15 protein-coding genes are annotated in these 14,558 nt (G+C 70.6%); 10 read left to right on the top strand and 5 right to left on the bottom strand.

Features of this window, described 5'->3' with window-relative positions; genetic code table 11:
* Positions 1-69: 69 nt before the first annotated feature.
* Positions 70-390, top strand: coding sequence for a ferredoxin (gene fdxA, locus ACQEVY_RS15650; RefSeq protein WP_018089397.1), 321 nt, complete (start codon positions 70-72; stop codon positions 388-390).
* Between the two features lie 127 nt (positions 391-517).
* Positions 518-1,609 carry a bifunctional succinyldiaminopimelate transaminase/glutamate-prephenate aminotransferase gene (locus ACQEVY_RS15645; protein ID WP_432948823.1) on the top strand — a complete coding sequence of 364 codons (1,092 nt, stop codon included), beginning with the start codon at positions 518-520 and terminating at the stop codon, positions 1,607-1,609.
* A 68-nt stretch (positions 1,610-1,677) separates the two neighbouring features.
* On the opposite strand, the gene ACQEVY_RS15640 is transcribed toward ACQEVY_RS15645, so the two are convergent.
* Positions 1,678-2,031, bottom strand: coding sequence for an ATP-binding protein (locus ACQEVY_RS15640; RefSeq protein WP_432948821.1), 354 nt, complete (start codon positions 2,029-2,031; stop codon positions 1,678-1,680).
* Positions 2,032-2,383: 352 nt separating this feature from the next.
* Positions 2,384-3,379 (bottom strand): heavy metal transporter, encoded by a 996-nt coding sequence (locus ACQEVY_RS15635; protein ID WP_432948819.1) that lies wholly within the window; start codon positions 3,377-3,379, stop codon positions 2,384-2,386.
* Between the two features lie 123 nt (positions 3,380-3,502).
* Here ACQEVY_RS15635 and dapE point away from each other — a divergent pair, with 123 nt between their 5' ends.
* Complete coding sequence (dapE, locus tag ACQEVY_RS15630) at positions 3,503-4,582, top strand: succinyl-diaminopimelate desuccinylase (RefSeq protein ID WP_432948817.1); 1,080 nt, start codon at positions 3,503-3,505, stop codon at positions 4,580-4,582.
* 185 nt (positions 4,583-4,767) lie between these two features.
* Positions 4,768-5,526, top strand: coding sequence for a TIGR00730 family Rossman fold protein (locus ACQEVY_RS15625; RefSeq protein ID WP_328768841.1), 759 nt, complete (start codon positions 4,768-4,770; stop codon positions 5,524-5,526).
* Between the two features lie 393 nt (positions 5,527-5,919).
* On the opposite strand, the gene folP is transcribed toward ACQEVY_RS15625, so the two are convergent.
* Positions 5,920-6,780 (bottom strand): dihydropteroate synthase, encoded by an 861-nt coding sequence (gene folP, locus ACQEVY_RS15620; protein ID WP_432948815.1) that lies wholly within the window; start codon positions 6,778-6,780, stop codon positions 5,920-5,922.
* A 366-nt stretch (positions 6,781-7,146) separates the two neighbouring features.
* Between folP and ACQEVY_RS15615 the strand changes: the two genes are divergently transcribed.
* Both ACQEVY_RS15615 and ACQEVY_RS15610 read left to right on the top strand, forming a co-directional pair.
* A complete protein-coding gene (locus ACQEVY_RS15615) occupies positions 7,147-7,497 on the top strand; it encodes a DivIVA domain-containing protein (protein ID WP_432948813.1) in 351 nt (116 codons plus the stop codon).
* Positions 7,494-8,072 (top strand): DNA-3-methyladenine glycosylase I, encoded by a 579-nt coding sequence (locus tag ACQEVY_RS15610; protein WP_432948811.1) that lies wholly within the window; start codon positions 7,494-7,496, stop codon positions 8,070-8,072. Before ACQEVY_RS15615 ends, ACQEVY_RS15610 begins: the two co-directional genes overlap by 4 nt.
* Before the next feature lie 16 nt (positions 8,073-8,088).
* Here ACQEVY_RS15610 and ACQEVY_RS15605 read toward each other — a convergent pair whose 3' ends face one another.
* Entirely contained in the window at positions 8,089-8,892 is an 804-nt protein-coding gene (locus tag ACQEVY_RS15605; RefSeq protein ID WP_432948809.1) for an enoyl-CoA hydratase/isomerase family protein, read from the bottom strand.
* Positions 8,893-9,258: 366 nt separating this feature from the next.
* Between ACQEVY_RS15605 and ACQEVY_RS15600 the strand changes: the two genes are divergently transcribed.
* Positions 9,259-9,426 carry a DUF3117 domain-containing protein gene (locus ACQEVY_RS15600; RefSeq protein WP_003966491.1) on the top strand — a complete coding sequence of 56 codons (168 nt, stop codon included), beginning with the start codon at positions 9,259-9,261 and terminating at the stop codon, positions 9,424-9,426.
* Between the two features lie 125 nt (positions 9,427-9,551).
* Here the strand turns inward: ACQEVY_RS15600 and ACQEVY_RS15595 are convergent, their stop codons facing one another.
* On the bottom strand, positions 9,552-10,250 hold the full coding sequence (locus tag ACQEVY_RS15595) for an O-methyltransferase (protein WP_432955235.1): 699 nt from the start codon (positions 10,248-10,250) through the stop codon (positions 9,552-9,554).
* Positions 10,251-10,464: 214 nt separating this feature from the next.
* On the opposite strand from ACQEVY_RS15595, the gene sigE reads away from it, so the two are divergent.
* The 3 genes from sigE (at position 10,465) to ACQEVY_RS15580 (ending at position 14,519) form a co-directional block, all read left to right on the top strand.
* Positions 10,465-11,166, top strand: a complete 702-nt coding sequence (gene sigE / locus ACQEVY_RS15590) for an RNA polymerase sigma factor SigE (protein WP_165341134.1) — start codon at positions 10,465-10,467, stop codon at positions 11,164-11,166.
* Complete coding sequence (locus tag ACQEVY_RS15585) at positions 11,163-12,113, top strand: anti-sigma factor family protein (RefSeq protein WP_432948806.1); 951 nt, start codon at positions 11,163-11,165, stop codon at positions 12,111-12,113. Before sigE ends, ACQEVY_RS15585 begins: the two co-directional genes overlap by 4 nt.
* A gap of 786 nt (positions 12,114-12,899) precedes the next feature.
* A complete protein-coding gene (locus ACQEVY_RS15580) occupies positions 12,900-14,519 on the top strand; it encodes a S1C family serine protease (RefSeq protein ID WP_432955233.1) in 1,620 nt (539 codons plus the stop codon).
* Positions 14,520-14,558: the final 39 nt, after the last annotated feature.

Below are 14,558 nucleotides of genomic sequence, written 5' to 3'. Positions count from 1 at the left end.
GCGCTCCCGCGCGCCAGGCGGCGGAGCCTGAGGAGGCCCGCCAGCGCCCTACCGAGGAGGAACGACAGCGTGACCTACGTCATCGCGCAGCCTTGTGTCGACGTCAAGGACAAGGCGTGCATCGAGGAGTGCCCGGTCGACTGCATCTACGAGGGCTCCAGGTCCTTGTACATCCACCCGGACGAATGCGTCGACTGCGGAGCCTGCGAACCGGTCTGCCCGGTCGAGGCGATCTTCTACGAGGACGACACTCCCGAAGAGTGGAAGGACTACTACAAGGCGAACGTCGAGTTCTTCGACGAACTCGGCTCGCCCGGCGGCGCCAGCAAGCTCGGCCTGATCGAGCGCGACCACCCCTTCATCGCAGCGCTGCCGCCGCAGAACCAGTAAGCGGCGCCCGCATCCGCGCCGCCTCGGTCCCGTACGCCCTGATCACCTTGATCGTCGTACGGGACCGAGGCGTTTGCCCAAGCGGCAAGAGCGGCCGAGCGCCCGGCCCAAGCAGAAAGTGAACCCCGTGTCCGCAGTCTCCGACCGGCTTCCCACCTTTCCCTGGGACAAGCTGGAGCCCTTCAAGGCGACGGCCGCCACCCATCCGGACGGCATCGTCGACCTGTCCGTCGGCACCCCGGTCGACCCGGTGCCCGAGCTGATCCAGAAAGCTCTGGTGGCCGCGGCCGACTCGCCCGGCTATCCCACGGTGTGGGGCACGCCGGAACTGCGGGACGCGATCACGGGCTGGTGCGAGCGGCGACTGGGCGCGCGCGGCCTTACCCACCGGGGCGCCCTACCGGTCGTCGGCTCGAAGGAACTGGTGGCCTGGCTGCCGACCCAGCTGGGCCTCGGCCCGGGGGACAGGGTGGCGTATCCGCGCCTCGCCTACCCGACGTACGAGGTCGGAGCCAGGCTGGCCCGCGCGGATTACGTCTCGTACGAGGACCCGACGGAACTGGACCCGGCCGGGCTGAAGCTCCTCTGGCTCAACTCCCCGTCGAACCCCACCGGCCGCGTCCTGTCCAAGGACGAGCTGACGCGGATCGTTGCCTGGGCGCGCGAGCACGGCATCCTCGTCTTCTCCGACGAGTGCTACCTCGAGCTGGGCTGGGAGGCCGACCCGGTCTCGGTCCTGCACCCGGACGTGTGCGGCGGCTCGTACGAGGGGCTCGTGTCCGTCCACTCGCTCTCGAAGCGGTCGAATCTCGCGGGCTACCGGGCCGCGTTCCTGGCCGGCGACGAGGCGGTCCTCGGCGACCTCCTCCAGATCCGCAAGCACGGCGGCATGATGACGCCCGCGCCGACCCAGGCCGCGGCGGTCGCCGCCCTGGGCGACGACGCGCACGTACGGGAACAGCGCGAGCGTTACGCGGCCCGCCGTACGGCCCTGCGCGAGGCCCTGCTGCGGCACGGTTTCCGCATCGAGCACAGCGAGGCGAGCCTGTACCTCTGGGTGACGCGGGACGAGTCCTGCTGGGACACGGTGGCGCACCTGGCGGAGCTGGGCATCCTGGTCGCACCGGGGGACTTCTACGGGCCGGCGGGCGAGAGGTTCGTCAGGGTGGCGCTGACGGCGACGGATGAGCGGGTACGGGCAGCCGTAGGGCGCCTGTAGGTCTCGTACGTACGGCGAAGGGGTCCAGGTGGCGTGCACCTGGACCCCTTCGCCGTACGTACGTGGTGTCAGCCGAGCGGCAGGTTCTGCGCCGGCAGCGTCTTCGGGCCAGGGAGGCTGCCCTTGGTGAGGCCATCGGCCTGCTTGACGGCCTTGCCCGTGGTCTTGACGGCCTTGCCGGTCGTCTTGTCCGCGCCCGGCACGGCCTGGTTGCCGGCGTCGCCCGCGAGGTCGGTGGCGGACTGCGTGGCACCGTCGACGGTGGTGCCCGCGTTGTCCAGCGAGGACACCCCGCCGAGGTCGGGGGCGGCGGGCAGCTGGGGCGCCGCGCTGGCGGAGCCGGCCGCACCGACCCCGGCAGCCGCTCCCGCTGCGACGAGCAGCGCGGTACGGGCGATCCGGCGGGTCAGGGGGAGGGACATGATGCTCCTTAGACGGGGAGAAAACAGTGAAGTGTGCGACCGGGCCCGGGAGTTGGCGGTGGCCGACTGGGTATCGGCTGACCGGCTGTAGTTGATCGTTCCGGGCTCGGACGCAGTGACTACCGCTCGAAGTCCGCGAAGGTTGCGGTGGCCCGACGTAAAGAGTTGGCAATGCGTCGCATTATCGGCTGCGGAGAAAACCGGGCAAAGAACACCCGGTGCGAAAGTCTGCTGAATCCTTACCGCCCTTGACTCCCAAGGGATTCGGTCGATTCGCGCGTGGGCGTACGAAGTCCCGTGCGCGCCGTGGACATGGCGCGCACGGTGTCCTCCGAACGGGTGAGGACGCGTACTACCGCCCCGTGACGACGCGGACTTCGTCCGTGGAGTTACGGGACTTCGAGGCCTCCGCGCGCCACTCGCTGCGGGTGTTCCCGGCGATCCAGACCCGGCCCGCGTGCGAGACCCGCTTGATGTGCAGCGCGGAGGCGTTGGCCACCGCCCAGTGCGCCAGTCCCCAGCCGCGCTGCCGCTGCCCGCCCTTGGTGGCCGGGGCGTCGGGCACGGGGATGGTCACGGTGCGGGGGTTCGCGGGACCGCCCGCGCCGGATGACGCATCAGAGGGAGTTGTGCCCGTCTTCGGCCCCAACTTCCGCTCCGCGCCCGCCGCTTGGAACATGTCCTGCCCGAAGTCCCGTACCAGCGCGGCGCGCACCGCATCCGGACCGACCTGCCGGCGTTGCTCGGGCCGCATGTCCGGGCGTCCCTCGCAGGTGAGCGTGCCCGCCGCGCGCCCCGTCAGCGCCGCGGCCAGCAGGCTGGCGTCCGTTTCATGCTTCGCGTACGCGTCCGGGAAGCCGCTGCGCTGTACGCGCTGGGCGGCGACGGTGAGCGGCAGTTCCGCGTAGTCCGGCACCTTGGCCAGGTGCTCGTAGAACTCGCTCGCCGCGTACGCCGGGTCCATGACCTGCGTTTCCGTGCCCCAGCCCTGCGAGGGCCGCTGCTGGAACAGGCCCAGCGAGTCCCGGTCGCCATGATCGATGTTGCGCAGGCCGGACTCCTGGAGCGCCGTCGCGAGGGCGATCGTGACGGCCCGCTCGGGCATGCCGCGATTGGTGCCGACCACCGAGATCGTCGCCGCGTTCACCGCCTGCTCCGCCGTGAACTCGTACTCGTACGACGCGCCGCCCCCTCTGTTCGAGACGACCGTGCAGCGGGGAGCACCCGTGCCCCCGGTGACGTACTGGAAGGTGAGGTACGCCGCGAGGGCGAGCAGCATCGCGAGCGCCGTTCCGAAACGCGGGAGGCGGCGGCGACGGACGTTACTGGTGGGTTCGCGCACGCTCATCAAGGTAGCGAAGGGCGCGGGGTCGGATGACCGGACTATGGACATTTGGTCAACAAGCTGTGGGGGATGTCTCAAAGCAGTCGACGTGAGGGCGGTCCGGGCCGTCGCGCTAGGGTCGACCGTATGGCTGACACCCCGCTTGACCTCACCGTTGACGCCGCCGGGCTCACCGCGCGGCTCGTCGACTTCCCCTCGGAGAGCGGCAGCGAGAAGCCCTTGGCGGACGCCGTCGAGAGCGCGCTGCGTGCCCTGCCGCATCTGACGGTCGACCGGTACGGCAACAACGTCGTCGCTCGTACGAACCTGGGGCGGGCCGAGCGCGTGATCCTCGCCGGGCACATCGACACGGTGCCGATCGCCGGCAACGTGCCCTCGCGCCTCGACGACGACGGCGTGCTGTGGGGCTGCGGCACCTGCGACATGAAGGCGGGTGTCGCCGTGCAGCTGCGGATCGCGGCCACCGTGCCCGAGCCCAATCGAGACCTCACATTCGTCTTCTACGACAACGAAGAGGTGGCCGCTCACCTGAACGGCCTGAAGCATGTGGCCGAGGCTCACCCGGACTGGCTGGAGGGCGACTTCGCGGTACTGCTGGAGCCCTCGGACGGACAGGTGGAGGGCGGTTGCCAGGGGACGCTCCGGGTGCTGCTGAAGACGCGCGGCGAGCGCGCCCACTCCGCGCGCAGCTGGATGGGCTCGAACGCGATCCACGCGGCCGCCCCGATCCTCGCCCGCCTGGCCTCGTACGAGCCGCGGTATCCGGTCATCGACGGGCTGGAGTACCGCGAGGGCCTCAACGCCGTCCGGATCGAGGGCGGGGTGGCGGGCAACGTCATCCCCGACGAGTGCGTGGTGACCGTCAACTTCCGTTACGCGCCCGACCGCAGCGAGGAGGAGGCGCTGGCCCACGTGCACGAGGTGTTCGCGGACTGCGGGGTCGAGGAGTTCGTCGTCGACGACCACAGTGGGGCCGCGCTGCCCGGTCTGTCCCACCCGGCGGCCGCCGCGTTCATGGAGGCGGTCGGCGGCACTCCGCAGCCCAAGTACGGCTGGACGGATGTCTCCCGCTTCAGCGCGCTGGGCGTCCCCGCCGTCAACTACGGCCCTGGGAACCCGCACTTGGCGCACAAGCGGGATGAACGGGTCGAAACGGGGAAGATTCTGGCAGGGGAGGAGCGGCTGCGGGCCTGGCTGACATCCTGACCCGTATCCAAATCCAAGGTCCTGTGCTTGAGGTCTTGTTTCTCAAGTCCCGTATCTCAGGTCCTGTATCCGAGGTCCTGTCCCGTACCTGAGGGCGGTTCATGGCGGACATGCCGACGTACCCCCTCCGTAACCCGCGTAGACCTACGCTGGGGTGGAACGACGTGCAAGCGGAGGGAGCGGACATGGCCACTGGCGACCCGGAGGGCAAGAAGCAGCCACCGGAGGAACAGCAGCTCGGCCCCGTGCTGCGCAGGCGCGGACAAGTGCAGGCGAGCACGACGGACCAGCGGCTGCTGGACGCGGGCGGGCCCTCGGACTGGGTGCACACCGACCCCTGGCGGGTGCTGCGCATCCAGTCGGAGTTCATCGAGGGCTTCGGCACGCTGGCCGAACTCCCGCCCGCGATCAGCGTGTTCGGCTCGGCCCGTACGCCGGCCGGGTCGCCGGAGTACGAGGCCGGGGTCGCGCTCGGCCGGGGCCTGGTGGAGGCCGGGTTCGCGGTCATCACGGGTGGTGGGCCGGGTGCCATGGAGGCCGCCAACAAGGGTGCGTGCGAGGCGAAGGGCATCTCGGTCGGGCTCGGCATCGAGCTGCCCTTCGAGCAGGGGCTGAACCCGTACGTCGACATCGGCCTCAACTTCCGCTACTTCTTCGTGCGCAAGATGATGTTCGTCAAGTACGCGCAGGGGTTCGTGGTGCTGCCCGGTGGCCTCGGCACGCTGGACGAGCTCTTCGAGGCGCTGACTCTGGTTCAGACCCAGAAGGTCACGCGCTTTCCCATCGTGCTCTTCGGTACGGAGTACTGGGGCGGGTTGGTGGACTGGCTCAAGAACACGCTGATCGCGCAGGGGAAGGCGTCGGAGCAGGATCTGCTGTTGTTCCATCTGACGGATGACGTGGATGAGGCGGTGGCGTTGGTCTCCAAGGAGGCGGGCAGGTAGGGCGAGGGGTTTTCTCGCCCCGGCCGCCCTTACCCGTCCCATACCAAGGGGCGCTGCCCCTGGACCCCGCTGGGGCTGCCGCCCCAGACCCCGCTATCGGCCTGAACGGCCTCGTCCTCAAACGCCGGACGGGCTGAAATGTGCTGGCCCGCCTCAGTTAGCTGAGCTGGGCAGAAGCGCCCCGTCAGGGGCGCGGGGAACTGCGCGACAAGCCACGACGACCCCGCAGCCGCGACACGCAGTGTCACTCCCACCCTGTGGCGGGGGCCTCGGGCGCAGCCCCGAGCGGGGTCCAGGGGCGGAGCCCCTGGTGGGGTTCGGGGCAACGCCCCGGGATGGGACGGGTAGGGGCGGCGGGGGCGAAGAACCCTCCCCGGCGTCACCCCGCCAGGGCTACGCCAGCCCCCGCCGGGCAACCGCCGGTGACCGGTGGCCGGCGATCGACGCGACCATGTCCAGGATCTGGCGGGTCTCCGCGACCTCGTGGACGCGGTACACCCGCGCCCCTAGCCACGCCGAGACGGCCGTCGTCGCCAGGGTCCCAAGGACCCGTTCCTTGACCGGCTTGTTCAGGGTCTCGCCGACAAAGTCCTTGTTGGAGAGGGAGACCAACACGGGCCACCCCGTGGAAACCATCTCGCCCAGCCGCCGCGTGGCCTCCAGACTGTGCCGAGTGTTTTTCCCGAAGTCATGCCCAGGATCGATGAGCACAGACTCCCGCGGCACCCCGAGCGAAACCGCCCGCTCAGCCAGCCCAAGGGTGACCCGCAAGATGTCGGCCATGACATCGTCGTACGCCACCCGATGCGGCCGCGTACGAGGCCGCGCACCCCCCGCGTGCGTACACACCAGCCCCACCCCGAACCGCCCGGCCACCTCCGCGAGCCGCGGATCGACCCCGCCCCACGCGTCGTTGAGCAGATCCGCGCCCGCCTCGCAGACCGCCTCGGCGACCTCGTGCCGCCAGGTGTCGACGCTGATGATCACGTCGGGGAACCGACGCCGCACCTCGGCGACGAAACCCACCGTGCGTCGCGCCTCCTCCTGGGCCGTCACCTCCTCCCCGGGACCGGCCTTGACCCCACCGATGTCGATGATGGCAGCACCCTCTGACATCGCCTCTTCCACGCGCGCGAGCGCCGGCTCGTCGCGGAAGGTGGCCCCTTGGTCGTAGAAGGAGTCGGGGGTCCGGTTCACGATCGCCATGATCACCGGCTCATGCGCGTCGAATTCGCGCCCGCCCAGCCTGAGCATCCCCTGTGACCTCTCCCAGTCGTTCGCAGTGGTCGCCGTTCCGCCACCTGGATCGGCCGCCTGTGACCTAGGGCCTGCCCAGCGGATCATGCCGGAGACGCGAGCTCTGGCACGCACATCTGCGGCGTTGTCGTCAATCGCCGACGCTCCGCGTCGACTCAATCCTCCGCCTTGCAGCTGCACGCACCAGAGCCCGCTCACCCGCGCTCATCAGGCACCGTAAGTCTCCTCCGACTTGATCCGCCGGGCAGACCCTAACTGTCAGAGTCGCATGGCACGATCGGAGCCTGACAGTTTCCGTGTCGACGTGTGCCGCGTCGGCAACAGCCGGTGGCAGCCGGTGACAGAGCGTGGGGGACCGCAGCGATGTTCATGTTCTTGTTCCTGGTCGTCGCCCTCGTCGTGGTCGTCGCCGCGGTGACCCTCTCCGTGGTGGGCGGCGGCGACAGCACCGCCCTGCCCGAGGCCCCGCCGGAGCGCCTTGTGGACCCGCTGCCCCTGGACCGCCCGGTGCATCGCGGCGACGTGGAGCTGCTGCGCTTCCCGGTGTCCGTCCGCGGCTACCGGATGGCGGACGTCGACGACGCCCTCGGCCGCCTCGCCGCCGAACTGGCCGAGCGCGACGCCCGGATCGCCGACCTGGAAGCCGCGCTGGCCGGAGCGAGAGCGGACCGGGACACCTCACTGGAGCAGCACCCGGAGGACGACCACCGGTGAGCGAGGCACTGAAGGGACCCGACGGAGCGCTGCGCTGCCCCTGGGCCCTGTCGACCGACGACTACGTGACGTACCACGACCAGGAGTGGGGCCGCCCGATCCACGGCGACGACGCGCTGTACGAGCGGCTGTGCCTGGAGGCCTTCCAGTCGGGCCTGTCCTGGATCACGATCCTGCGCCGCCGCGAGGGCTTCCGCGCCGCTTTCTCCGGCTTCAAGATCGCCGAGGTCGCCGCCTTCACGGACGCCGACAAAGAGCGGCTCCTCGCCGACCCCGGGATCATCCGCAACAGAGCCAAGATCGAGGCGACACTCTCCAACGCGCGCGTGCTCGCCGACTGGCCCTCCGGGGAGCTGGACGAGCTGATCTGGTCGTACGCACCGGACCGCGCCTCACGTCCCGCCCCGAAGACCCTCGCCGACGTCCCGGCGGTCACCGACGAGTCGACGGCCCTCTCCAAGGCCCTCAAAAAGCGAGGCATCCGCTTCGTGGGCCCGACGACCGCGTACGCCCTGATGCAGGCGTGCGGACTGGTCGACGATCACCTGGAGGCGTGCGTCGCACGCCTCCAGTAGGCGGTGTCGGTGCAGGTCACCGCCCCACGTAGGTCGGCTTCTCCTTGTTGACGAAGGCCTGCACCGCGATCGCGTGGTCCTCCGAGGAGCCCGCCCGCGTCTGCAGCTCGTCCTCCTTGTCCAAGGTCTCCGCCAAGGAGTGCGTCAGCCCGTATGCCACCGATTCCTTCAGCGCCGCGTAGGCCACCGTCGGCCCCTCGGCCAGCGTCCGCGCCACCTTCTCGGCCTCGGCACGCAGTTCGGCGGGCGGCACAAGCCGGTTCGCGATGCCCAGCTCGTACGCCTCCTGGGCCTTGATGCTCCGCGGGAAGAGCAGCAGATCGGCGGCGCGCCCGGGGCCCACGACCCGCGGCAGGGTCCACGAGATGCCGGAGTCCGCCGTCAGGGCCACCCCCGCGAACGAGGTATTGAAGGCCGCCGTGTCCGCCACGATCCGGTAGTCCGCCGCGAGCGCGAACCCGAAGCCCGCCCCGGCGGCCACCCCGTTCACCGCGGCGACCACGGGCTTCGGCGCTCCGGTAAGGGCCCGCACAATCGGGTTGTAGTGCTCCCGTACGGTGCTCATGGTCTGCCCCGAGCCGGCCTCCCGGTCGGCGGCCAGCAGCCCGATGTGCTCCTTGAGGTCCTGTCCGACGCAGAACGCCCGGTCACCGGCGGCGGTCAGCAGCACGGCCCGTACGGCGTCGTCGGTTGCCGCTGACTGGACCGCGTCCCGGAGGGCGACCTTGGTCTCGATGTTCAGCGCGTTCATCGCGTCGGGGCGGTTCAGCGTGATCGTCGCGAGTCCGTCGCTCACCTCGTAGAGCACGGTGTCGGCCATGGTGGATCCCCTCCGGTGTCGCGGCTTTTTCGTCGCCTTCGTAGCGTCTCGTAGTCGTCCGAGGACAGCATGGCGTAGATCATGAGCAGGGGCTGCGTTCAGAGATGTGACCTGCGTCAAAGAATTCCGGTGCCCGAAAGTCGAAGCGGTGGCGCAGTATCGCAGCCACATCGCCGAATTGAGTGGTTTTGCTCAAGCGCGTTGCGCAAGCGATGCCGACTGATGTTGGTCATCGGGTCCTGAGATGCGGGATAATGGCCTGGAAGCAATGTGTTCGATGCCGGTGACGCGTGTCCGGGAAGAAGGACGTGTGCCCTCGAAGGGGCCGTCGGCGACGATGAGCTGGTTTCAGGAAGGGGAACGAGCATGGCGGCCATGAAGCCGCGGACGGGTGATGGCCCGCTCGAGGTGACCAAGGAGGGGCGGGGCATCGTCATGCGCGTTCCGCTCGAAGGCGGCGGTCGGCTCGTCGTCGAGCTGACCCCTGACGAGGCCGACGCGCTCGGCGACGCCCTTAAGAAGGTCGTCGGCTGACGCGGGAGCGACAGAACGTTTTGAGCCGCCCCGGCGCCGCGATTGGTGCCGGGGCGCTGTCGTTCTAGGTCTACGACACGTAACCAGGTCTACGGCCCGTAACCAGGCCTACGGCGCCTGACGGCTCAGCGCTTGACCGCGCACAGCAGGCCGTCGCCGACCGGCAGCAGCGAGGGGACGAGGTCCTGGTTCTCGCGGACCGTGCGCAACAGCTCGCGCTGGCGCAGTACTTCTGTTGGCTGTGGGCCCGAGTCCACGGTCCGGCCGTTGGAGAAGACGCCCTCGAAACAGACAAGGCCGCCGGGGCGCAGCAGGCGCAACGATTCAGCGAGATAGTCGAGATATTCCAGGCGATCCCCGTCGCAGAAGACGAGGTCGTATCCGGAGTCCGCGAGGCGGGGCAGAACATCCAGGGCGCGGCCCGGAATGATGCGCGCGCGATTACTGGCGAAGCCGGCGGCGCGGAACGCCTGCCGGGCGAACTGCTGGCGCTCCGGTTCTGTGTCGACTGTGGTCAGTACACCGTCCGGCCGCATGCCGTGCAGCAGATGAATTCCGGAGACTCCGGTTCCGGTTCCGATCTCCGCCACCGACTTCGCGCCCACGGTGGCGGCGAGCAACCGCAGCGCGGCGCCGGTGCCGGGCGACACCGAGCGCAGCCCTGCCTCCCGGGCCCGGTCCCGGGCCCAGTGCAGCGCTTCGTCCTCGGCGACAAAGGCGTCGGCGAACGCCCAGCTCGTCTGCCGGTTGCCGCTAATGACCCTCTCCCGTCCCCGTGGTTGCCTGGGCGTGACTGTATCCGTTGGCGTCGGGAACCCGCAGATGGGACCGGGCGTTTAAAGGGGTGCGGAACGACGCGGGGGGTAGCCGATGGACAAGGACACCGAGCAAGTGCTGACGCAATCGCGGAAGCGCGTATCAATTTCTCGTAAAACCGCTTATCCGGAGCTAACGGGCGAGGTGGCTATGGTAGGGGCTCCACTGGACACCACCAGAGCCGACAGGGGAGGTGCGGCTGCGCCTGGGGATCGAGGAGGGGTGCTGAGGCGCCTGCTCAGATCCGCGGGTGAGCCGAAATCCGTGACCGACACCGCTGACAAGTACCGCGCTGCCGATTCCGCTCAGACCGCGACCTTCACGTCCGACGCGGACTCGCAGGCGTGGACTCCGCCCACCTGGGAGGAGATCGTCAGCATGCACAGTGGCCGGGTGTACCGGCTCGCCTACCGCCTGACGGGCAATCAGCACGATGCCGAGGACCTGACCCAGGAAGTCTTCGTCCGGGTCTTCCGCTCCCTGTCGACCTACACGCCCGGCACTTTCGAGGGCTGGCTGCACCGCATCACCACCAACCTCTTCCTGGACATGGTGCGCCGCAAGCAGCGCATCCGGTTCGACGCGCTCGGCGACGACGCGGCCGAGCGGCTGCCCAGCCGTGAGCCATCCCCGCAGCAGGTCTTCAACGACACGCACTTCGACGCGGACGTCCAGCAGGCGCTCGACACCCTCGCACCCGAATTCCGTGCCGCGGTCGTCCTGTGCGACATCGAGGGGCTTTCGTACGAGGAGATCGCCGCGACCTTGGGCGTCAAGCTCGGCACGGTCCGCAGCCGGATCCACCGCGGCCGCTCGCAGCTCCGCAAGGCCCTCGCCCACCGGTCGCCCGAGGCCCGCGCCGAGCGCCGTGGCCTGGTCGTCACCGGGGTGCCCGCTCTGGGAGGAGGGGGCGCGACCGCGTGAGTGGATCACGTCCTACGCCGGCAGAGCAGCACCTGGGAGACCGACTCTCCGCCCTGGTGGACGGGGAGCTCGGTCATGAGGCGCGTGAGCGCGTCCTGGCCCACCTCGCGACGTGCGCGAAGTGCAAGGCCGAGGCAGATGAGCAGCGACGACTGAAGAACGTATTCGCGGAAGCGGCTCCACCACCGCCCTCCGAGAGCTTCCTGGCCCGCCTCCAGGGGCTGCCCGGGGGAAGTGACGGGGACGGGGGCGGCTCCCGGCTGGGCGGAGGATCCTTCGGGTCGTCCGGTGCCTTCGGTGTGCGGCACGATTCGGGTTTCGGTGTGCGGCACGACCCGTTCGAGTATGTGCCGAGCGGTCCGCATGCCGCCGTGCTGCCCTCGGAGCAGCGCGGGTTCCGTATCCATGACATCAGCAGACGTGAGGCCGATCGTTCGGCCTCACGCGGGCTGCGCTTCGCGTTCGTGGCGGCCGGGGCCGTATCGCTGGCCGCGGTCGCGCTCGGCGGAGTGTCGACCGGTGTGCCCGACAGCACGGAGGCACGGGCCGGGTCCGGCTCGGGGAGCAATGTGACTCCGGCGCGTACGCCGGGCACGGGCGCGGCGACCACTCCCGAGCAGCGCCGCCGTGGCTTCGCGCCGCTGCTCGCCCAGGGACAGCGTTCCTTCACCGCGGAGCAGGTCGCGCCGACCGCGGTGTCCGCGCCGCTGCTGCCGGGAATGCCCCCGCCTGCCGCGCAGCAGGACGCGCGTCCACTGCACGCGCTGACCGCGCCGGTGGTGGGCGGTGCAGCCGCGATGTCCCCGCTCATACGTCCCCTTGAGACGCACCCGCCGGTCACGCTGGCCTCGTGGGCGACGACCTCTCAGTTCGCGATGCCCGGGCTTTCGGCCATCGTGCCGCTGCCCGAGTCGTCCGCCTCCCCCTCGCCTCCCACCGCCCGCTGAACCCGCCCTCTGCGCGGCGGCCGGCGAACCTGGTTGAATCCAGGGATGGGCCGCGCCCACCGGAGGGACCCGGGGCGCGGAGTCGACAATCCGCGGCGCCGCCGACGCGCCGTGCCGCGGGCCAGGTGTGGGGAGAGCATGGACGAGGGGAAGCACTCCGCTTCCGCGGGGGACGGGACGAATCCAGCCACGCCTGAAGGCGCCCCGACCCCAGTCGGGCACCCGGAGAACGCCACGAGCGGACTCCGCCGGGAGAACACCGAGGGCGACTTCGAACTGGAACGGCCTGCGGGCGCCGCGCCTGTACGTGGCGCGGGCGACGGTGAGCCGTCGGGGGCGCTGTACGGGGTGGGTGGCGCGCCGGAGGGTGGTCCGGTGTCTGGTGGCCCTGCGTCTGGTGAGCGGGCCAAGCCCCTGCACGATCCGGATCCGTACAGCACGCCTCCGTACGGGGAGCCCGGGCCCTACGCGCCCGCGCCGCCGGTCCAGCATCCGGGGACGACTCCCGCGCAGGGCACGGCCGTTCCGGCGCCGACACCGGGGCACGGCACCGGCACGCATGGGGCGACCACCGGCCATGGTGTGCCGGGACAGGCGGCGGCTCCGCCGCAGAACGGTTCCGTCGGCCCGGCGGTTCCGGCGCACGGCGTCGGAACGCCTGGCGCGGGCCCTAACGTCCACGGCACCGGCGCGCCCGGAGCGGCTCCTGCCGTCCATGGGGGCGGAGTGCCTGGAGCGGGCCCAGCCCATGGCGCCGGCACACCCGGCACGACCACCCGGCATGGCGTGCCCGGACAGGCGGCGGCTCCGCCGCAGAACGGTTCCGTCGGCCCGGCGGCTTCGACGCACGGCGTCGGCGCGCCTGGCGCGGGCCCTGGCGTCCACGGCGGCGCGCCCGGAGCGGGCGCCACTGCCCACGGAACCGGCACGCCTGGCGCAGGCCCTAACGTCCACGGCACCGGCGCGCCCGGAGCGGCTCCCGCGGTCCAGGGCGCCAGTGCGCTCGGAGTAAGCCCAGCCCACGGCGCCCACATACCTGCACCCGCCCCCGCACCCCTACCTGCCCCTGCAGCGCCCGTACCTCACCCGGCCCAGGCCCCTGACCACCACCCGAGCCCGAGCTCGGCCTCGGGCACCCAAGCCCAATCCCCGCAATCCCTCCAAGCCCCAGCCCAAGTGCCCCTACCCGCGCAAGCCTCCCAACCCCCGAGCACCCCCTGGCAGCACTACGACCCCTGGGCCGCCGCCCCCCTCCAGCAGAACGGCGCCCCCGTCGACAGCAAGAGCAGTCGGCGTAAGCGCGTCCGGCGGTTGCTGGTCCTCGGAGCCGTACTCATCGCGCTGGTGGCCGGAGGCCTCGGCGGCGCGGTGGGGGCGTATCTCGAGCGGAATGGGGGGATCGAGGACGTCGAGTTGCCGCAGGCCGGGACGGAGGCCAAGGGGCGGGCGCCGGACAGTGTGGCCGGGATCGCGGCCAGTGCGCTGCCCAGCGTGGTGACCCTGCATGTGAGCGGGTCGGACGCGCAGGGCACGGGCACCGGCTTTGTGCTCGACGAGCGCGGGCACATCCTCACCAACCACCATGTCGTGGATGCCGCCGGAGCGAGCGGCGACATCTCCGTGACGTTCAGCGGGGGCCAGAGCGCCAAGGCGAAGCTGGTCGGAGGCGACACGGGTTACGACCTCGCCGTGGTGAAGGTGAGCGGCGTCAGCGGCCTCAAGCCCCTGCCGCTCGGCAACTCCGACAACGTCCAGGTCGGCGACCCGGTGGTGGCCATAGGCGCACCCTTCGACCTCGAGAACACCGTGACCTCCGGAATCATCAGCGCCAAGGAACGGCCGATCACCGCCGGCGGCCAGTCGGGCGACCGCAGCGACGTCTCGTACGTCGACGCCCTGCAGACCGACGCCCCGATCAACCCCGGCAACTCGGGCGGCCCCCTCGTCGACTCCAAGGCCCGCGTCATCGGCATCAACAGCGCCATCCGCTCCGCCGACAGCGGCTCCGACCTGGAGAGCGGCCAGGCAGGATCGATCGGCCTGGGCTTCGCCATCCCCATCAACCAAGGCAAGCGAGTTGCCGAGGAGCTGATCAACACCGGCAAGGCCACGCACCCGGTGATCGGTGTCACGCTCGACATGGACTACGCGGGCGACGGCGCCCGCGTCGGCACCAAGGGTGGCGAGGGCGGTGCGCCGGTCACCAAGGGCGGCCCCGGCGACCGGGCCGGCATCAAGGCGGGCGACGTGATCACCGAGGTCGACGGCCGACCCGTCCGCTCCGGCGAGGAGCTCATCGTCAAGACCCGCGCCCACCGCCCCGGCGACCGCCTGGAACTGACCGTCGAGCGCGACGGCAAGGAGCGGAAGATCAGCCTCGTCCTCGGCTCCGCCGACGGCGACTGAGCGGGAACTGATCGACAGCGAACGGAGTGACAGAGGGGA

This window comes from Streptomyces sp. CA-288835 (assembly GCF_050936385.1).
GTDB lineage: Bacteria > Actinomycetota > Actinomycetes > Streptomycetales > Streptomycetaceae > Streptomyces.
The sequence above is the reverse complement of the archived record's forward strand: the minus strand, read 5'-3'. Positions and strand labels throughout refer to the sequence as shown.